This window comes from Marinobacter sp. KMM 10035, assembly GCF_046537445.1.
Classification (GTDB): Bacteria; Pseudomonadota; Gammaproteobacteria; order Pseudomonadales; family Oleiphilaceae; genus Marinobacter; species Marinobacter sediminicola.
The window spans coordinates 557,510-575,494 of sequence record NZ_JBBVMG010000002.1 but is presented as its reverse complement, the minus strand read 5'-3'; the positions used below and the strand labels follow the sequence as shown (position 1 = coordinate 575,494).

Below are 17,985 nucleotides of genomic sequence, written 5' to 3'. Positions count from 1 at the left end.
AATTGCGAAGATACTAAAAGTTAGTTTTAACTAACGCTTCAAGCATCAGGACGATGCGATAAAACAGGGAAACGTTTGATGGAAGATTGGCAAGGATGCCTCGCCCCCCAATGTCAGACTGCATTACTGAATGCCCGCGAAGATGTTGATCGTCGTGGCGGCGTAGTCATTACGGTTGAAGATTTCCTGCTCGCTTTGTTGGAATCCAGCCCTTCCGTGAGCAACTTCTTGCGCGGCTCAGGCGTGGATATGGACGAGCTGATCCGCACCATACAATGTGAACAACCCATAGTGACTGAAGTAGGCGGTGAAGGCCTGCTGTCCTCCCAGCTCATCTACTGGCTGGCAACCGCTCGAGAATCCTTTGATACGCCTGCCTGGCTTGATTGGCCTCAGCTTCTGGAAGTGCTCGCAAGACATGCCGAGCGCCTGCAGGAAAAGGCTTACGTTGCTGTGCTGGAGTTGGTGTCACGGTGGCCTGAATCGAGTGATATGTGTAGTGAAGGCGGACGTTCGGAAAGGCCGGGCATTGAGGATGAAGAGGCCGCGCCGGTAGTGATCACCGATGCGGATTGGATCGAGCTTGCAGAAGATGTATCCATTACTCTTGCAGCAACGCCGGGGGTGGTGGTTTGGGTCAGGGGAGAGCGTGGCGCGGGCAAGTCTGTTTGGCTGCGGTCCCTGTTGTCGTCACTGGCGCAGCCATATGTTGAGATGGATCTGCGCAGTGAAACGGAGGTGATGGCCAGCGAGCTTGCGGTCATTCCCGCCAATGGTAAAAAGCCTTGGCCGGTTTTGGTGCTGGATAATGTAGCGCCGGTGGATTTGTTGGCATTGATGGATCGCCCATTGGGTCTGGCATCCGAGCTTGTCCAGCGATGGCAAGGGCCTATAGTGCTGTTGGGGCCAGATACGCCACAAGGCAGCGAAAAGCCATGCCGTGCTCTGGAGCAACAGCTTGGGCGTACGCTGGAGGTATGTAACATGCCGCTATCCAGCGAGCTGCAGCGCAAAGCCATTCTGGTTGCCCATCAAGCAAACATCGAGCGCCGCTGGAATATACTGCTCTCTCAACCCGTGATTCAATTTGCCTCATCCCGGCACAGTCGATGTGTGTGTACGCCCGGAGGAATGTTGCAGTGGGTGGAGCGAGCTGCGGCACGGCTGGAACTGTTTGCGCGGCGTGGCCCGGTAGGATCCGTAGCGTTGTCCGGGCAGGCCGACACGCTCCGGCGTCAGAGCCTTGTTGCTATGGCGCGACAAGAACCACTCGAAGAGATTGAGCAGTCGTTCGAGGAAATACATTTGCTGCGCACGGCTGCTGAAGTAGCCTGGCATGAACGCAAAGCTGCCGGAACCTTGAACCGACTAATGGTGGAGGATTTACGGTATGAACTGGAACGCTGGCTTGCAGCGCGGCCCGGGCCGGTTCACTATGGGCCCCATTGTGATCACCACCATGGAGAATCTGCGAGTGCAGGATCTGGAAATCTACATTCGTGACTTGGAAACAGGCGCCGTTCATCGCTGGCTTGAAGGCCATGTAAAGCAGTTGGTACTCGATGACAGTGATGTTGCATCCGTTACCAAGGGTACGGCTATTTTTGGGGAAGCTCAGCTGAAAGTAACCCTCTATCCCCAGGCGTTCGGGAAGCGATTTACATCACTAATTATAGAAGGTGAGCAGCTACCCTGGAACAGCGATCTGGAGTGTGCACGCAGTGCATGGCGAACCATGGACACTGAAATCCGCTGCAGCCCGGGAGAGTGGAAAGAAGGCGAGCCAGCGGAAGATGAGAAATGGTGGCGGCTGGATAGTCGCGGCGAGCAGCTTGTTGTTTGGAACTGAGTGCCCAGGAATTAAGAGGCTCAGAACGAAAAAAGGCAGCCGCTAAATAAATAGCAGGCTGCCTTTTTACATCAGATCAGGTTTCAGTCGCTCAGGATAGAAACATTATCTGCTTGCAGGCCCTTGTCGGCGTCAACAACGCTGAATCGAACCAGTTGGCCTTGGCGAAGCACGCGGCGGCCACTTCCACGAATGGCACGGAAGTGAACAAATACTTCGTCTCCGCTGTCGCGGACAATAAAGCCGAAGCCCTTCTTGACGTTAAACCACTTTACAGTGCCTTCTTCGTCGCCTTCCGGGCTGTCGTCGTCGTAGTCGGCTTCATCATCGGCATAGTTCTGGTTGGAACTCTGGCTACGTGATGGTGAGCTGGCGCGCTTCGACGAGCCCCGTGTGGGCTGCTTGGCTGCGATGGCAACGGCCACAAAGCCGACAATGCCAAAAACAATTAAGCTGATAACGTATGCTGCGATACCCTGCGCGCTGCCGAGAACGAACGGCGTGCTTGTTGCCAATTCATTGCTCTGGGACTGAGACAGGATCTGGAACAGCTCCGGGGTAAAAGAAACCAGCAGAAAGCCTAGGATAAATGGGGCGGGAATAGCGATCAGAATAGCAACAAGGATCGCTTTGGCTGGATTACGCATTGACTGAGAATTCTCCATATTTCATTAACGCTGACGATAAAAAACCGGATATCGGGTAAAATCGTTTATCCGGCCAGTGATTACCGCCTGATTTCCTGGAAAACGGGAACTCGGGCGGGCAAAAGCGGCATGATAGCAGATTATCCCTGCTGCTTACCAAGCGCCTGTTGTGCCGAATGCCACAGAATGTCGTTAGAAGGCATTTTGGCTGCACTTTCTACCCATCTACGTGAATTATTCATCTGACGGAGCTTTAGTACCTGATGAGCCAAAAAGACCTTCAAAACAGACTGGATGAACTTGAAACACGGCTTGCCTTTCAGGACGACGTTATCAATACCTTGAGCGAGCAGGTGGCAAAACAGGAGATGGATATTCGTGAACTCTGGAATGCCAAGCGATTACTGCACAGTCAGATAAAGGATGTTTCTTCATCCAATATCAAGCGTGAAGAGGAAGAGGCTCCGCCTCCGCATTATTGATTCATGAATGCGTTCTTACAAACCAAAAGGCCAGGGCATAAGCTCTGGCCTCTTGGTTTCAGATTGTCTTGAATCTGCAGTTCAGGCGAGCAGTTCCACCAGAATCTGTTCATAGATTTGGGAGAGGGTGTCCAGATCGTCAGCTTTCACACACTCGTTCACCTTGTGAATCGTCGCATTGATCGGTCCCAGTTCCACAACCTGTGCGCCGGTAGGTGCAATGAAACGCCCATCAGACGTGCCCCCTGAGGTAGAGAGCTCGGTTTCACGCCCGGTCACATTGCGGATGGCGCTTTGAGTGGCGGAGACCAATGCACCCTTATCAGTGAGGAAAGGTCGGCCACTGAGATGCCATTGCAGGTCATATTTCAGGTTGTGTCGATCAAGCGTAGCGACAACCCGCTCTTCAAGGCTTTCTGCAGTGTTCTCTGTGCAGTAACGGAAGTTGAAGTGCACCAAACACTCACCGGGAATGATGTTACTACCGGTGCCGGCTTCCACTTTGGTGATCTGAAAAGTGGTGGGTGGGAAGTAATCGTTGCCGTTATCCCAGAACTCGTTAGCCAAGGAGTGCAGAGCGGGTGCAACGGCATGAATGGCATTTTCCGCCAAGTGCGGGTAGGCCACGTGGCCTTGGGTGCCATGCACAGTGAGGTAGCCGTGCAAGGAGCCGCGCCGTCCATTCTTGATCACATCACCCACTTCTTGCGTGCTCGATGGCTCACCAATCAAACACCAGTCCATCTTTTCTGAACGGGCTTCCAGTGCTTCGATCACCTTTACGGTGCCGTTCTGGGCCGGGCCTTCCTCATCGCTTGTGATCAGCAGAGCAATGGAGCCACGATGATCTGGATGGGTGCTCACGAAACGCTCGCAGGCAGTAACGAATGCCGCAAGGCTGCCTTTCATGTCTGCAGCGCCACGGCCAAGGAGGTAACCGTCTTTTATAAGCGGGTCAAACGGTGGGTGAGCCCAGTTTTTCTCCGGCCCGGTAGGCACCACATCGGTATGGCCGGCAAACGCCAGAACGGGGCCCTCAGTGCCTTTACGGGCCCAGAGATTGTCGGTATCACCAAAGCGCATGTGTTCGCCGCTAAATCCAAGAGGGGCCAGGCGAGACATCATCAACTCCTGGCAGCCGGCGTCTTCTGGAGATACCGAAGGGCGGCTGATCAGGTCAATGGCCAGGTCGAGCGTTGGGGAATTAGTTGTTTGCATGCAGTTCTTCATTCAGCTCGATGGCGGATTGGTTGGTTTTGCATTCCACAGCGCCGGATTGGCTGTTGCGGCGGAAGAGCAAGTCTGGCTTACCGGCCAGATCGCGGGCTTTTATCACTTCCACTAGCTCGTTGTTGCCGTCGAGTAAGGCAACCTTGGTGCCGGCTGTAACATACAGGCCGGATTCAACCGTGCAGCGGTCGCCCAGAGGAATGCCGATGCCCGCATTTGCGCCGATCAGGCAGTTTTCACCCACGGAAATAACCATGTTGCCGCCACCGGAAAGGGTGCCCATGGTGGAGCAACCGCCGCCCAGATCGGAACCTTTTCCAACCATAACGCCCGCAGAAATGCGGCCCTCAACCATGCTCGTACCTTCTGTGCCGGCATTGAAGTTGATAAAGCCTTCGTGCATTACCGTGGTGCCTTCGCCCACGTAGGCGCCAAGGCGCACTCTCGCGGTGTCCGCAATACGAACGCCGCTGGGTACCACGTAGTCCGTCATTTGTGGGAATTTGTCGACGGATTTTACTTCCAGAGTCCGACCTTCAAGGCGGGCTTTAAGCTGGCGGTCTGGCAGCTCGTTCAAATCAATCGCGCCTTCGTTGGTCCAGGCAAGATTCGGCAAAAGGCCGAAAATGCCGTCAAGCTTGAGCCCGTGGGGCTTAACTTGTCGATGGGAGATCAGGTGCAGCTTGAGGTAAACCTCTGGCGTGCTGGATGCAGTACCGTCTGTTTGCAGTACCGTCACGACCACTGGGCGCTTGCTGCCGGCAGCCCTCTCTGCCAGTGACGCCTGCTCTGTAGCGCCGATCTGGCGTAGGGCAGTGGCTAGTTGGGTAAGCTGCTCAGCGGTTGCCTGGATGGCCTGATTGCCGCCCTGATAGTTCAGTACAGTTTCGACTGCATCTATCAGCTCTGTTTCCGGTGTGATCATCGGTTGCTGGTAAAAAACTTCCAGCCATTCGCCCTGGTTGTTTTGGCTGCCGATACCTATACCGAATGCAAAGCTCATGCAGTGATTGCTCCTGTCTATCTGATAGTTGCTATTTGATGGTTGTTGCCCAGTCGTCGGCGTTAAAGCCGACATAAACTGCGCCGTTATGTTCGACCACGGGACGTTTAATGATGGAGGTGTTTTCCAGCATGATGTCGTGGGCAGAAAGGGCGCCAATAGTATCACGAACCTCTTCGCTGAGCTTGCGCCAGGTGGTGCCTCGGCGGTTCAGCAGGGTTTCCCAGCCCACTGCCTCTTCCCATTGGGATAGCCGATCCCTGTCCAGACCTTCTTTTTTGAAGTCGTGAAATTCGTAAGAAATTCCCTGGTCATCAAGCCATTTACGGGCTTTTTTGACGGTGTCGCAGTTGCGGATGCCGTACAGTTTCATAACTCAGTTTGCCTTTACAAATTCAACAATGCGTTTTGCCGCTTCCACACATTCTTCCAACGGTGCAACCAATGCCATGCGAACCCTGTTCTCTCCCGGGTTGTAGCCGTCCACTGTGCGGGACAAGTAGCGGCCGGGAAGAACGTGGACGTTTTGCTGAGCCGATAACTCTTTCGCAAAGGTTTCGTCATCCATGGGTGTGATCGGCCACAGATAAAACCCGGCATCGGGAAAATCTACGTCCATGACCTCACGCAGAATGGGTACCACCGCTTCAAATTTTGCGCGATAAGCCGCCCGATTTTCCCGCACATGGTCTTCATCCTGCCAGGCGGCAATGCTTGCGAGTTGGTTATGAACTGGCATGGCACAGCCATGATAGGTGCGATAGTTCAGATAACCTTTCAGTATGTTTGCGTCGCCTGCTACAAAACCGGATCTCAAACCCGGCAGATTGCTGCGTTTCGACAAGCTGTGGAAAACAACGCAGCGCGCGAAGTCGTGGCGGCCTATTGCTGCGCAAGTCTGCAACAAACCTTCAGGTGGATTGTTTTCATCAGGGTAGAGTTCTGAATAGCATTCGTCTGAGGCAACAATAAAATCGTATCTGTCTGCGAGCTCAATAACTTTTGTCAGTGTCTCTCTCGGTATGACCGCACCGCTAGGGTTGCCAGGTGAGCACAGGAACAGCACCTGGCAGTCTCGCCATACAGGTTCGGGGACCGTGTCAAAATCAGGAATGAAGCCGTTGGAGCCGTCGCAAGGAAGGTATACCGGTGTAGCCCCTGCCAAAAAAGCTGCACCTTCGTAAACCTGGTAGAAAGGGTTGGGGCTTACAACAGTTGCTTGCAGGCTGGCATCAACCAACGCCTGAACCAGAGAGAAAATAGCCTCCCGGGTGCCATTTACCGGCACGATGTTTTGATCCGGGCTCAAGGAACCAGCTTTCAGTTGGAATCGCTTCGTAGCCCACTGGCTTATTGCTTCTCGCAGCTCGTCAAGGCCACGGGTGGTGGGATAGTTAGCGAGACGATCCAGGTTGTCAGCAATCACCTGCTTCACAAAGCCAGGGGCCGGGTGCTTGGGCTCACCTATGCCAAGAGAGATGGCCGGCAAGTGCTCAGGTGCAGAAATACCAGCTTTGAGTTTTGCCAGCTTTTCGAAAGGGTAGGGGTGAAGCTTGTTCAAATTCGGGTTCATTGAATTTCATCCAGCATTTTGCACAGGTCTTGCTGCAGGGCGCGGCATACGGAAGGGTCGCTGATTGGCTCGCCGTGCTCATCAGTCACAAAGAAAACGTCTTCCACTCGTTCGCCCAGGGTGGCGATTTTGGCATTGCTCAGGCGTATGCGGTGATCCAGCAGTACCTGCCCAATCCGAGCCAAAAGGCCGGGGCGGTCAGGTGTCACCACTTCAATCACTGTGCGCTCATTCACGGTGTCGTTAGAGAACAACACTTCAGTCGGGAACGCAAAATGCCTGAGTTGCCGTGGTGTACGGCGATGAATAATGTCGGGGTAGTCTTCAGGGTCGTCCAGCTCTTCGATTAGGCGCTTGCGTACCCGCTCTTTGCGGGCCGGGTCTATACCTAACGGTTGGCCCTTCTCATCCAGCACAACATAGGAGCTGATTGTGAAAGGACCGTCATTCGAACTGATGCGCGCATCCACAATGTTGAGATTAAGTTGTTCCAGTACGGCCGTGGTTGCCGCAAACAGAGTAGCTCGATCTTTAATGTAAATAATGATCTGGGAAAAGCCGTCTGTGGGGCCACCGTGAGTGTCCCGGATAAGCACGAGCGGGCCGGGCGTGTCGCCATGATTGATGATGGCTGCAGTTTGCCATGCTATGTCAACCGTTGAGTCCTGCAGGAAGTAATCCTCGTCAACGGTATCCCAGATAGCGTCTATCTGTTCGTCATTGATGTTCTGGGCATGAATAAGTTGCCTTGCCTCAGACTGGGTTGCGCGCACCCACTCCTGCCGGTCTACCGGAATCTCGGTGCCGCGCCTGAGGGCTCGCTTGGCTTCTATATACAGTTGACGCAGCAGAGATGCCCGCCAGGTGTTCCAGAGCTTGGGGTTGGTGGCGCTGATATCGCACACAGTAAGGATGTAAAGATAATCCAGGTGCGCCTGGCTCGGTACCGCCCGGGCAAAGGAGCGAATGATGTCGGGATCAGAAATATCTTTACGCTGGGCCGTCATGGACATCAACAGATGGTTTTCCACCAGCCAGGAAACCAGTTGGGTATCGCGTTCGCTCAAATGGTGGCGCTGACAGAAAGCTTCAGCGTCCATAGCGCCAAGCTCTGAATGGTCGCCGCCGCGGCCTTTTGCAATGTCGTGATACAGGCCAGCTATATAGAGCAGCTCGCGCTTGGGCAGACCATGGATGAGACGCGCCGCTAATGGATAGTCATCACGGGCGTCCGGGCCGCTCATCCGCACCATGTTGCGCACCACCCGCATGGTGTGAGCATCAACCGTGTATATGTGGAAAAGGTCGTGCTGCATTTGGCCAATAATCAGACCGAACTCTGGCAAATAGCGCCCCAGCACGTTGTATTTCTTCATGGCTGAGAGGATTTCGTCCAGCGCATGGGGTGTTCGCATCAGCTCCATGAACAAGGATGTAACCGCCAGGTCAGAACGGAAGGCGTCGTCAATCAGGTGCCTGTGCGCCCGCAAAGACCGGATAGTCGTAGCCCGGATGCCCTTGATTTCAGGATGCTGGGCCATCAACACAAAAATTTCCATAATGGCGTAGGGCGAGTAGGCAAAAACCTGGTTATTGACTGCTTCTATATAGTTGTTGCGGATCTGGAAACGATTGTTGATCGGCTGAATGTTGTCTTCGGTGCCCGTGCCGAGTATGGCCTCGTCGTAAAACTGAAGAATAACGTCTGCCAATTCTGCCAGCGCCAGTACAGCACGGTAGTAGGACTGCATCATCAGCTCGACATCCAGTCGCTTGCCCTCGTCCTTATAACCCAGCATTTGGGCCAAAGCGCGCTGGTGGTCGAATAGTAGGCGGTTTTCGTTACGGTCTGCGATCAACTGGAGGCCATAGCGCAATCGCCATAGCAGAGTTTCGCCTTCCAGCAGAACCTGGTGTTCCTCGTCGGTAAGGATGCTGAAGCGGGTCAGGTCGGCGATGCTCTGCAGGCCAAAGTGCCGTTTGGTTATCCAGCCAATGGTTTGTATGTCCCGCAGGGCGCCGGGTGAGCTTTTTACGTTGGGCTCGAGGTTGTACTCGGTGTCGCTATACTTTTTATGGCGCCGCTGTTGTTCTTTGCGCTTGGCAATAAAGTAGTCGCGGTCGGTAATGATGTTATCGGAGTACGCTTGCTCGCTGAGCTCTTTGCGTAACTCGTCCGGCCCGGCAATTGTGCGGGTTTCAAGCAGGTTGGTCAGTGTGGCGACATCGCCTCGCGCTGCGGCTTTGCTTTCTTCAATGCTGCGAACACTGTGACCGATGTCGAGCTTCAGATCCCAGAGCAGTGTGACAAAGGCGCCAAGATCCTCCTGCCAGCCCGGTTCGATACCCTCGCGGGTGAGCACAAGAAGATCAATATCCGAATGGGGATGCAGTTCACCCCGGCCGTATCCACCAACTGCTATCAGCGCAATGTCGGATGAGCCGGAGAAAGGGTAGCGGTTCCAGATCAGCTTCAGAACGGTGTCGATCGTGTCAGCTCTGGAGCGAACCAGAGCGCGCACGTCGGCACCCTGCCTGAAGGCTTCGGCATCTTCGTTGTAGCATTCTTTTAACAGTTCCCTGGCTGCCATAACCGGGGAAGGGTCCCTGCTGATTCTGGCTTCCAGTTCCTGGCGCGTCACTTAGAAGGACTCCTCCGACCGCTTGGTCAGAACTTCATAGCCATCGGCAGTGACCAGAATGGTGTGCTCCCATTGCGCTGAAAGCTTATGGTCTTTGGTGACCACAGTCCACTGGTCTGGCAGCAGCTTGGTGTGGTACTTGCCTTGGTTGATCATGGGTTCAATCGTGAAGGTCATGCCTTCCTGCAGTGCCATCCCAGTGCCCGGCTTGCCGTAGTGCATAACTTGCGGCTCTTCATGGAACACTTTTCCAATCCCGTGGCCGCAATAGTCCCGCACCACCGAATAGCGGTGTTTTTCAGCGTGCTGCTGGATTACATGGCCGATGTCGCCCAAACGAGCGCCGGGCTTCACCAGCTCAATACCTTTATAGAGACATTCCTGAGTGATTTTGATCAGGCGCTCAGTACCGGGCTTTGGCTTGCCAACGATCCACATTTTGCTGGTGTCGCCGTGGTACTCATCTTTTATTACCGTAACGTCAATATTCACGATGTCGCCGTCCTTCAGAACTTTCTTTTCTGAAGGGATGCCGTGACAGATAACATGGTTAACTGAAATGCATACGGATTTAGGAAAGCCTTTATAGTTCAACGGTGCGGGAATCGCATTTTGCTCGTTGACGATGTAGTCGTGGCAGATCTGGTTGAGCTCTTCGGTGGAAACACCGGGCTTGATGTGCTCCCCGATCATTTCTAGAACTTCAGCTGCCAGGCGGCCGGCCACACGCATCTTTTCAATTTCTTCCGGAGTCTTGATCGATACTTGCATTGGGCTTCCTATTGATTTGTGTCAAACGAGCATTTTAAGGGCCCCGGGCTCAGGGCACAAGGAAGCAAAGGCTCAAAAATAATGGCGTGGGCTGGTGGTTTTATGGTATAAACGCGCCCGCTGGAAACAAATCCGGCAAATTCGAGCACGTGTCAACACGTTGCCCCAGGGTGCCTGCTCCCGCTTTAAATCTATATAGGGAGCCTGGTTGGGGTAATTGGACGCGTGTAAGACTAACCCGAAGCTAAACTAAGGTAATATCATGGCTCAGGTAAATATGCGTGACCTGCTCAAGGCAGGTGCTCACTTTGGTCACCAGACTCGCTACTGGAACCCAAAAATGTCGAAGTACATCTTCGGCGCCCGTAACAAGATTCATATCATCAACCTTGAGCAGACTGTTCCTGCCATGAATGAAGCGCTTAACTTCGTTCAGCAACTGACAGAGAGCAAGAACAAGATTTTGTTTGTTGGCACCAAGCGCGCCGCAGCCAAGGTCATCAAGGAAGAAGCCGAGCGTTCCGGCCAGCCTTTTGTTAACCATCGCTGGCTCGGCGGCATGCTGACCAACTATAAGACCATTCGTCAGTCCATCCGTCGCTACCGTGAACTGGAAGCCCAGAGCAAAGACGGTACTTTCGATAAGCTGACCAAAAAAGAAGCTCTTGAGCGCACCCGTGAAATGGATAAGCTCGAGCGGTCTATTGGTGGTATCAAAGATATGGGCGGTCTGCCTGACGCTTTGTTCGTTATCGACGTTGATCACGAGCGCATTGCCATTAAAGAAGCCAACAAGCTGGGCATCCCCGTTATCGGTGTTGTTGATACCAACAGCAACCCGGATGGTGTTGATTTCGTAATCCCGGGTAACGATGACGCTATTCGTGCAATCCAGATTTACGTGAAAGCGGTTGCTGACACTTGCCTGGAATCTGCTCAGGCTGGCGGCGCTGACGAATTTGTTGAAGTTGCCGAAGACTCTGCAGGCGCCGCTCCGGCTGCCGAGTGATACATCTGCATCACTGATGAGATATAAGACATGCCAGGGAGATTGTCCTGGCATGTCTTCCCACCGATTTCAGAAAAGTTAAGAGGACTGAACATGGCTGCTATTACCGCTGCAATGGTCAAAGAACTGCGCGACCGCACTGGCCTTGGCATGATGGAGTGTAAAAAAGCTCTGGTTGAATCTGAGGGCAGTGTAGACGCGGCAATTGAAGAGCTGCGCAAGTCTTCCGGTCTGAAAGCTGCCAAGAAAGCAGGCCGTATCGCCGCTGAAGGTGTTTCGTTGATCAAGATCTCCGACGACAACACCGTTGCCTATATTCTGGAAGTTAACTCTGAAACAGACTTCGTTGCCCGCGACGAGAACCTTCTGAATTTTGCTAACGACGTGCTGAACGTTGCCTTCGAAAAAGGCGAGACAGACGTTGCCAAGCTGATGGAAGGTGAGCTGGAATCCAAGCGCGAAGCACTGGTTCAGAAAATCGGCGAAAACATTACTGTCCGTCGCCTGGTTTCAGTTAAAGGTCCGGTAGTGGGTGGCTACGTTCACAGCAACAACAAGATTGCTTCTGTTGTAGCTTTGACGGCTGGCGATGCTGAGCTTGCTCGTGATATCGCGATGCACGCTGCTGCAGTTAACCCGCGTGTCGCCAAGCCTGAAGATATGCCGGCTGAAGAGCTGGAGAAAGAGAAAGAAGTCATCCGCGCTCAGCCAGACATGGAAGGCAAGCCTGCCGAAATCGTTGAGAAAATGATGGGCGGCCGTATTCAGAAGTTCCTCAAGGAAAACAGCCTTGTTGAGCAGCCTTTCGTTAAAAACCCGGAGCAGACTGTAGGCCAGCTTATTAAAGCGGCCGGCGGCGAGCTGGTTGGTTTTGTTCGCCTCGAAGTGGGCGAGGGCATTGAAAGAGAAGAAGTAGACTTTGCTGCTGAGGTTGCTGCTGCAGCCGGTACTGGCAAGGCCTGATTTTTCTCGGCGCTGTGACGGTCCGTTACAGCGCCACCTGAGTCTGCCACGTTGGCTGGATTTTTCCGGCTCTCGTGGCGGGCTTGTATCTGAGATCCCCCTTTTTCAAGGAGTATGTCAGATGCAAGCCTGCAATGCGTATCACGCCGGATAGCAGTTAACAGACGAAAAGGGGATCAGTATGCCGACATCATCAAAAAACCAGCCAAGATACAATCGTGTTCTGCTCAAGCTCAGTGGCGAAGCCCTGATGGGCGAGCATGATTTCGGTATTGACCCCAAAGTTCTTGATCGGATGGCGCTTGAAATCGGTGCTTTGATTGGCATCGGCATTCAGGTTGGCCTCGTTATTGGCGGCGGCAACCTGTTCAGAGGGGCGTCGCTGAGCGAGGCTGGAATGGATCGTGTTACTGGCGACCACATGGGTATGCTGGCCACGGTAATGAACGGCCTTGCCATGCGCGACGCTTTGGAGCGTTCAAACATACGTACCCGGGTTATGTCAGCCATTCCCATGAGTGGTATTGTTGAGCATTATGATCGCCGCCGCGCTGTCCGCGATCTTAAAGATGGTGACGTTGTTATTTTTTGTGCAGGTACCGGCAACCCCTTCTTCACAACAGATTCTGCGGCGTGCTTGCGTGGTATCGAGATTCAGGCAGATGCCGTACTGAAGGCAACCAAAGTAGATGGTGTGTACTCAGCGGATCCTTACCTTGATCCGACTGCAGAAAAGTACGACAAACTGTCTTATGATGAAGTACTCGACAAAAAGCTGGGCGTGATGGATCTGACCGCTATCCTCCTGGCGCGGGATCATGGGATGCCGCTGCGTGTTTTTGATATGAACCGTCCGGGCGCCCTGACGCGCATCGTGACCGGCGAGAAAGAAGGTACATTGATCGAATAACGGGTTTTATGCAGCCCGACGAACGAATTGAGGATGATTACGTGATTAACGACATAAAAGCTGAAGCCGAGAAGAAAATGGAAAAGAGCCTCGAAGCTCTGCACTCGGCGTTCAACAAGATCCGTACCGGCCGGGCCCACCCGTCGATTCTGGACAGCGTGATGGTTAACTACTACGGGCAGGAGACACCGCTGAAGCAGGTGGCGAGTGTTAACGTAGAAGATAACCGTACGTTGGCGGTGTCGCCTTGGGAAAAGAACCTGGTGCCCGTTATCGAGAAGGCCATCATGGCTTCAGATCTCGGTCTGAACCCTGCAACCAGCGGCGATCTGATTCGTATACCTATGCCGATGCTGACGGAGGAAACCCGTAAGCATATGGTTAAACAATCGAAAGCGGATGCGGAGAATGGCCGTGTCTCCATCCGTAATGCCCGTCGCGATGCAAACAGCATGATGAAAGACCTGCTGAAAGACAAAGACATCAGCGAAGATGATGTGCGCAAGGGCGAGGACGAAATCCAGAAGCTGACAGATCGCTACATCGCTGAAGTCGAGAAGATGCTGAAAGCTAAAGAAGAGGATCTGATGGCGGTTTGATCGCCACGGTTCACTGCAAGCGAGACACGGCCAGTAGGGGTGTTCTATTGGCTGTACAGGGGATTTCATGACGGGATCAGTATCCGCAGAAATTCCGGTGTCGGCTGATAGCCGGCCCCGGCATGTGGCCATTATCATGGATGGTAACAACCGGTGGGCAAAATCACGCCTGCTTAAAGGAGTTGCGGGGCATAAGGCCGGGGTAGAGTCTGTCAGGGCCGTTGTTGAAACCTGTGCCCGCGAAGGCGTTGAAGTCCTTACGCTGTTCGCCTTCTCAAGCGAGAACTGGCGGCGCCCAAAAGAAGAAGTATCCGCTCTCATGAAGCTGTTTCTTTTTGCTTTGGAGCGGGAAGTCAGAAAGTTGCATCGTAACGATATCCGCTTGCGCATCATTGGTGACCGTTCCGCGTTTAATGCAACCTTGCAAGAGCATATGGCCAAGGCAGAGGAGCTCACCCGCAACAACACCAGAATGACTCTTGTCATCGCTGCAAACTATGGCGGCCATTGGGATATTGCCCAGGCAACGCAGCAGGTTGCTCAATTGGTGAAGAGCGGCGAGCTTGAACCTGCTGATATTACCGATGACCTTATACAGCAACACCTGAGCATTGGTGATCTCCCAATGCCGGATCTGATGATTCGGACGGCTGGTGAGCAGCGGATCAGTAATTTCATGCTTTGGCATCTCGCCTATACCGAGTTGTACTTCTCGCCTGTGTTCTGGCCCGATTTCAAAGAAGAAGAAATGTGCAAGGCATTACAGGCTTACGCCGGACGTCAGCGCCGCTTTGGTCAGACGGACGACCAGATCGTGGCCAAAGCGTCACAACAATAACGAATGACAGCGACCTAAATTGTGCTAAAAACCCGAATTATCACCGCCCTTATTCTCGCGCCCATCGCTATTGGGGGCATTTTTTTTCTGCCACCTCTGGGGTTTGCTTTATTCATGGCCGCGATCATTACGCTGGGCGCTTGGGAATGGGCCAATATGTCTGGATTCGAGCAGCAGCCGATGCGGATCGGTTATGCGGCCTTTATCGCTGCCATTCTCTACGGTCTGTTTGATGTGTCTGCCGTTCCGGTGCTTTGGCTGGCGCTTCTATGGTGGGTTGTGTGTTTTTTACTGGTGCGCAACTACCCGGCAGGTTCAGGGTGGTGGGGCAGCAGGCCTGTGCGAGCTCTAATGGGCGTGCTGGTTCTTGTGCCTGCTTGGGTTGGATTGAACCATCTTCGAGCCGCTGGCTTTCAGTTCGGCAATACAGATAATAACCTCCTGGTGATTCTGTATGTGTTCTGCGTTGTCTGGGTGGCAGATATTGGAGCTTACTTTGCAGGCAGGGCTTTCGGTAAGGCGAAGCTCGCCCCCAGAGTCAGTCCTGGCAAGTCCTGGGCTGGCGTATACGGTGGTTTGGTGGCTGTAACTGTGTTGGCTTTGGCTGCGAGCTCTCTTGCTTCCGCAAGTATGGTTGAAACCATGATGCTAATTGCGGCAACGTTGGTAACCGGTCTGGTGTCTGTGCTTGGGGACCTTCTGGAAAGCATGCTCAAGCGTTTCAGAGGTATCAAGGACAGCAGTGCTCTGCTGCCAGGGCATGGCGGGATACTGGATCGTATTGATAGCCTTACTGCCGCCGCTCCCGTGTTTGCGCTTATTATTACGCAACTTGGCTGGCTGACAGTCGGGCACTTGTGAGTATGGTAGATCGCTCTGTTACGGTACTGGGGGCGACCGGTTCAATCGGACTTTCCACCCTCGATGTCATTCGCCGTCATCCCGATCGGTTTTCAGTGTATGCGCTTACAGCCAGTACCCACGCTGAAGAGCTTGCCGTGCTGTGTCGCGAATTTCTCCCGAAAGTAGCGGTAATGGCAGATGCCGCTGCGGCGCAAAAGCTGACCGAGTTACTTTCAGATCTCCCCCAAATATCCGTGCTAAGTGGTGAGCCGGGGCTTTGTGAGGTGGCTTCAGCCCCGCAAGTCTGCACCGTTATGGCAGCCATTGTTGGTGCGGCAGGCCTTGCGCCGACACTTGCCGCCGTGCGTGCAAGCAAACGTGTGTTGCTGGCCAATAAAGAAGCATTGGTAATGTCTGGCAAGCTTTTCATGGATGCCGTATCGGCTTCTGGCGCAGAGCTGTTGCCGATAGATTCCGAGCACAACGCGATCTTTCAATGCCTGCCGGCAGCAAAGGTGCGCGACCCTGAAGGTGCCGGTATTACACGTATTCTGCTCACCGCTTCCGGTGGCCCTTTCCGGGAGACCAGCGCTCAAGACCTGCGCTCAGTGACGCCTGCTCAAGCCTGCGCTCATCCAAACTGGTCCATGGGGCAGAAAATCTCGGTTGATTCTGCAACTTTGATGAACAAAGGGCTTGAGTTGATCGAGGCATGTTGGCTGTTTAATACCACGCCAGATCGCATTGAGGTCCATGTGCACCCGGAGAGCATCATTCACTCAATGGTAGAGTACGTTGACGGCTCTGTACTGGCTCAGCTCGGCAGCCCGGACATGCGCACTCCCATCGCCAATGGATTGGCTTGGCCCGAGCGTATTGATGCCGGGGTCGCGGCACTGGATCTTTTCGCTATAGGGCGGTTTCATTTTGAAAGACCGGATCTTTTGCGCTTCCCCTGCCTTCGGTTAGCCGCAGAAGCATTTGAGCAGGGAGGAACCGCGCCTGCCGTGTTGAATGCTGCGAATGAGGTGGCGGTGAGTGAGTTCCTGAAAGGGAACCTCGCATTTACGGACATTCCGGTTGTCATTGAGCGAACTCTGTCAGTAACACCAGTGGTACCTGCGGACAGTTTTGATACCATCTTCGCGAAGAACTCAGAGGCACGGCAACGGGCGCAGGAACAGATCCGCCTGTTAACGGTCTGATGTAACTTAGAGATTTTCGCCGGGCTGGCGCTTAAACCAGGAATGCTATGCAGATTATTCAAACCGTACTTGCTCTTGCGCTTACATTGGGGATACTCGTTACCCTGCATGAGTATGGCCACTTCTGGGTTGCGCGCCGCTGCGGTGTGAAAGTGCTGCGCTTCTCAGTGGGGTTTGGGAAGCCCCTGTTCTCTTGGTACGATCGCCACGGCACTGAATTCGCCATAGCCGCCATTCCGCTGGGCGGCTATGTGAAAATGCTGGATGAGCGAGAGGGACCAGTCCCTGAAGAGATCAGAGATCAGGCGTTTACATCCAAACCACCCTCCCAGCGGATTGCCATTGCTGCGGCAGGGCCGGCTGCAAACTTCCTTTTTGCTATTTTGGCCTACTGGCTTCTTGGCGTAGTGGGTGTTACTCATGTTGCGCCAATTGTGGGTGGTGTTGCCGAGGAAAGTGTTGCCAGTAATGTCGGCCTGCGGGAAGGCATGGAGATCCACGCTGTAGACGGGCATCGAGTGAGCTCCTGGCGTGATGTGAATATGCGTATTCTTGAGCGTGCTGGCGAGCAGGGAGTAATCACCCTGGATGTTTCCAGTGCTGGCGCTCAGGGAACTTTGAGTGGCGAGCTGGGTGGGTGGAGCCTCAGTGACGAAACGCCGAACCCGCTTGGTGAGTTTGGTATCACGCCTTGGCGGCCAGATGTTCCAGCGATACTTGGCCAGATCGCAGACGGCGGCCGTGCCCAGATTGCGGGCTTGCAGACCGGTGATCACGTTCTTGCTGTGAATGACGAGCCCATTGCGAACTGGTTCGAGTTGGTTGCATCGATACGTAGCTCACCCGAGCAAACATTGACCCTTACCATTGAACGTGCTGGTTTGGAGCAGTCTGTACAGATTACACCGGCTGAGAAAAAGCAGGATAGTGGCGAAGTGATCGGCTTTGTAGGCGCTGGCGTTGAGGCAGTCTCGTGGCCAGACAGCGTAATGCGCGACGTTCGCTACGGCCCTCTGGCTGCCATCCCCGTTGCGTTGGACGAAACCTGGGCAGACACCCGCCTTACACTGGTTGCTATTAAAAAGATGGTTACAGGGTTGCTCTCACCCAGTAACCTCAGTGGCCCAATTACGATTGCCCGTGTAGCTGAAGCCAGTGTCAGCTCAGGATTTGAAGACTTTATTCGATTTTTGGCTTACCTGAGCGTTAGCTTGGGAATCTTGAATCTGTTACCTGTTCCTGTGCTGGATGGTGGCCATATCGTGTATTACACCATTGAGGCAATCCGCAAAAAGCCGGTTTCGGATGCGGTCCAGGAGCTTGGATTACGAATTGGTATGGCAATGATCCTTACATTAATGGTGTTTGCTCTTTACAACGACCTGATGCGGTTGTGAGAATTGCGGGCTCCTTACGCGCAT

General features: G+C 53.7%; 18 protein-coding genes. 11 read left to right on the top strand and 7 right to left on the bottom strand.

Annotation, left to right across the window (positions count from 1 at the left end; genetic code table 11):
* The first annotated feature begins 78 nt into the window (after positions 1–78).
* A complete protein-coding gene (locus AADB16_RS14525) occupies positions 79–1,503 on the top strand; it encodes a hypothetical protein (RefSeq protein WP_410804289.1) in 1,425 nt (474 codons plus the stop codon).
* Positions 1,475–1,849 carry a hypothetical protein gene (locus AADB16_RS14520; RefSeq protein WP_309045638.1) on the top strand — a complete coding sequence of 125 codons (375 nt, stop codon included), beginning with the start codon at positions 1,475–1,477 and terminating at the stop codon, positions 1,847–1,849. Before AADB16_RS14525 ends, AADB16_RS14520 begins: the two co-directional genes overlap by 29 nt.
* Before the next feature lie 83 nt (positions 1,850–1,932).
* Here AADB16_RS14520 and AADB16_RS14515 read toward each other — a convergent pair whose 3' ends face one another.
* A complete protein-coding gene (locus AADB16_RS14515) occupies positions 1,933–2,496 on the bottom strand; it encodes a cold-shock protein (RefSeq protein WP_298450347.1) in 564 nt (187 codons plus the stop codon).
* A 263-nt stretch (positions 2,497–2,759) separates the two neighbouring features.
* Here AADB16_RS14515 and AADB16_RS14510 point away from each other — a divergent pair, with 263 nt between their 5' ends.
* On the top strand, positions 2,760–2,978 hold the full coding sequence (locus tag AADB16_RS14510; RefSeq protein WP_298450348.1) for a SlyX family protein: 219 nt from the start codon (positions 2,760–2,762) through the stop codon (positions 2,976–2,978).
* Positions 2,979–3,059: 81 nt separating this feature from the next.
* On the opposite strand, the gene dapE is transcribed toward AADB16_RS14510, so the two are convergent.
* Genes dapE through map form a run of 6 tightly spaced genes read right to left on the bottom strand, consistent with a single transcriptional unit; the run spans position 3,060 to position 10,197 of the window.
* Positions 3,060–4,196, bottom strand: a complete 1,137-nt coding sequence (gene dapE / locus AADB16_RS14505; RefSeq protein WP_410804286.1) for a succinyl-diaminopimelate desuccinylase — start codon at positions 4,194–4,196, stop codon at positions 3,060–3,062.
* Positions 4,183–5,211, bottom strand: a complete 1,029-nt coding sequence (dapD, locus tag AADB16_RS14500; protein ID WP_410804284.1) for a 2,3,4,5-tetrahydropyridine-2,6-dicarboxylate N-succinyltransferase — start codon at positions 5,209–5,211, stop codon at positions 4,183–4,185. Before dapD ends, dapE begins: the two co-directional genes overlap by 14 nt.
* A gap of 31 nt (positions 5,212–5,242) precedes the next feature.
* Complete coding sequence (locus AADB16_RS14495; RefSeq protein ID WP_309045635.1) at positions 5,243–5,584, bottom strand: ArsC family reductase; 342 nt, start codon at positions 5,582–5,584, stop codon at positions 5,243–5,245.
* 3 nt (positions 5,585–5,587) lie between these two features.
* Positions 5,588–6,784: a succinyldiaminopimelate transaminase gene (gene dapC / locus AADB16_RS14490; protein ID WP_410804281.1), complete on the bottom strand. Its 1,197-nt coding sequence runs from the start codon at positions 6,782–6,784 to the stop codon at positions 5,588–5,590.
* Positions 6,781–9,426, bottom strand: a complete 2,646-nt coding sequence (locus AADB16_RS14485) for a [protein-PII] uridylyltransferase (protein ID WP_309045633.1) — start codon at positions 9,424–9,426, stop codon at positions 6,781–6,783. The genes dapC and AADB16_RS14485 overlap by 4 nt, the downstream gene beginning before the upstream one ends.
* Positions 9,427–10,197, bottom strand: coding sequence for a type I methionyl aminopeptidase (gene map, locus AADB16_RS14480; RefSeq protein ID WP_298450360.1), 771 nt, complete (start codon positions 10,195–10,197; stop codon positions 9,427–9,429).
* A 262-nt stretch (positions 10,198–10,459) separates the two neighbouring features.
* Between map and rpsB the strand changes: the two genes are divergently transcribed.
* The 8 genes from rpsB (at position 10,460) to rseP (ending at position 17,961) form a co-directional block, all read left to right on the top strand.
* The gene (gene rpsB, locus AADB16_RS14475; protein ID WP_298450362.1) at positions 10,460–11,206 is read left to right on the top strand and encodes a 30S ribosomal protein S2; all 747 of its coding nucleotides are present in this window, start codon (positions 10,460–10,462) and stop codon (positions 11,204–11,206) included.
* Positions 11,207–11,299: 93 nt separating this feature from the next.
* Complete coding sequence (tsf, locus tag AADB16_RS14470; RefSeq protein WP_298450364.1) at positions 11,300–12,169, top strand: translation elongation factor Ts; 870 nt, start codon at positions 11,300–11,302, stop codon at positions 12,167–12,169.
* Between the two features lie 181 nt (positions 12,170–12,350).
* Positions 12,351–13,079, top strand: coding sequence for a UMP kinase (gene pyrH / locus AADB16_RS14465; protein WP_298450365.1), 729 nt, complete (start codon positions 12,351–12,353; stop codon positions 13,077–13,079).
* Positions 13,080–13,120: 41 nt separating this feature from the next.
* Positions 13,121–13,678 carry a ribosome recycling factor gene (gene frr, locus AADB16_RS14460; RefSeq protein ID WP_298450524.1) on the top strand — a complete coding sequence of 186 codons (558 nt, stop codon included), beginning with the start codon at positions 13,121–13,123 and terminating at the stop codon, positions 13,676–13,678.
* 67 nt (positions 13,679–13,745) lie between these two features.
* On the top strand, positions 13,746–14,516 hold the full coding sequence (uppS, locus tag AADB16_RS14455; RefSeq protein WP_410804278.1) for a polyprenyl diphosphate synthase: 771 nt from the start codon (positions 13,746–13,748) through the stop codon (positions 14,514–14,516).
* 21 nt (positions 14,517–14,537) lie between these two features.
* Entirely contained in the window at positions 14,538–15,377 is an 840-nt protein-coding gene (locus tag AADB16_RS14450) for a phosphatidate cytidylyltransferase (RefSeq protein ID WP_410804276.1), read from the top strand.
* A 2-nt stretch (positions 15,378–15,379) separates the two neighbouring features.
* Entirely contained in the window at positions 15,380–16,564 is a 1,185-nt protein-coding gene (gene ispC / locus AADB16_RS14445; protein WP_410804274.1) for a 1-deoxy-D-xylulose-5-phosphate reductoisomerase, read from the top strand.
* 47 nt (positions 16,565–16,611) lie between these two features.
* Positions 16,612–17,961 (top strand): RIP metalloprotease RseP, encoded by a 1,350-nt coding sequence (gene rseP / locus AADB16_RS14440; RefSeq protein WP_410804272.1) that lies wholly within the window; start codon positions 16,612–16,614, stop codon positions 17,959–17,961.
* Positions 17,962–17,985 lie beyond the last annotated feature (24 nt).

What these genes read in the sequence shown, in the direction of transcription:
- AADB16_RS14525 (WP_410804289.1), top strand. Translation starts at nt 79, where the DNA reads ATGGAAGATTGGCAAGGATGCCTCGCCCCCCAATGTCAGACTGCATTA.
- AADB16_RS14515 (WP_298450347.1), bottom strand. Translation starts at nt 2,496, where the DNA reads ATGCGTAATCCAGCCAAAGCGATCCTTGTTGCTATTCTGATCGCTATT.
- AADB16_RS14510 (WP_298450348.1), top strand. Translation starts at nt 2,760, where the DNA reads ATGAGCCAAAAAGACCTTCAAAACAGACTGGATGAACTTGAAACACGG.
- dapE (WP_410804286.1), bottom strand. Translation starts at nt 4,196, where the DNA reads ATGCAAACAACTAATTCCCCAACGCTCGACCTGGCCATTGACCTGATC.
- dapD (WP_410804284.1), bottom strand. Translation starts at nt 5,211, where the DNA reads ATGAGCTTTGCATTCGGTATAGGTATCGGCAGCCAAAACAACCAGGGC.
- AADB16_RS14495 (WP_309045635.1), bottom strand. Translation starts at nt 5,584, where the DNA reads ATGAAACTGTACGGCATCCGCAACTGCGACACCGTCAAAAAAGCCCGT.
- dapC (WP_410804281.1), bottom strand. Translation starts at nt 6,784, where the DNA reads ATGAACCCGAATTTGAACAAGCTTCACCCCTACCCTTTCGAAAAGCTG.
- map (WP_298450360.1), bottom strand. Translation starts at nt 10,197, where the DNA reads ATGCAAGTATCGATCAAGACTCCGGAAGAAATTGAAAAGATGCGTGTG.
- rpsB (WP_298450362.1), top strand. Translation starts at nt 10,460, where the DNA reads ATGGCTCAGGTAAATATGCGTGACCTGCTCAAGGCAGGTGCTCACTTT.
- tsf (WP_298450364.1), top strand. Translation starts at nt 11,300, where the DNA reads ATGGCTGCTATTACCGCTGCAATGGTCAAAGAACTGCGCGACCGCACT.
- pyrH (WP_298450365.1), top strand. Translation starts at nt 12,351, where the DNA reads ATGCCGACATCATCAAAAAACCAGCCAAGATACAATCGTGTTCTGCTC.
- uppS (WP_410804278.1), top strand. Translation starts at nt 13,746, where the DNA reads ATGACGGGATCAGTATCCGCAGAAATTCCGGTGTCGGCTGATAGCCGG.
- ispC (WP_410804274.1), top strand. Translation starts at nt 15,380, where the DNA reads ATGGTAGATCGCTCTGTTACGGTACTGGGGGCGACCGGTTCAATCGGA.
- rseP (WP_410804272.1), top strand. Translation starts at nt 16,612, where the DNA reads ATGCAGATTATTCAAACCGTACTTGCTCTTGCGCTTACATTGGGGATA.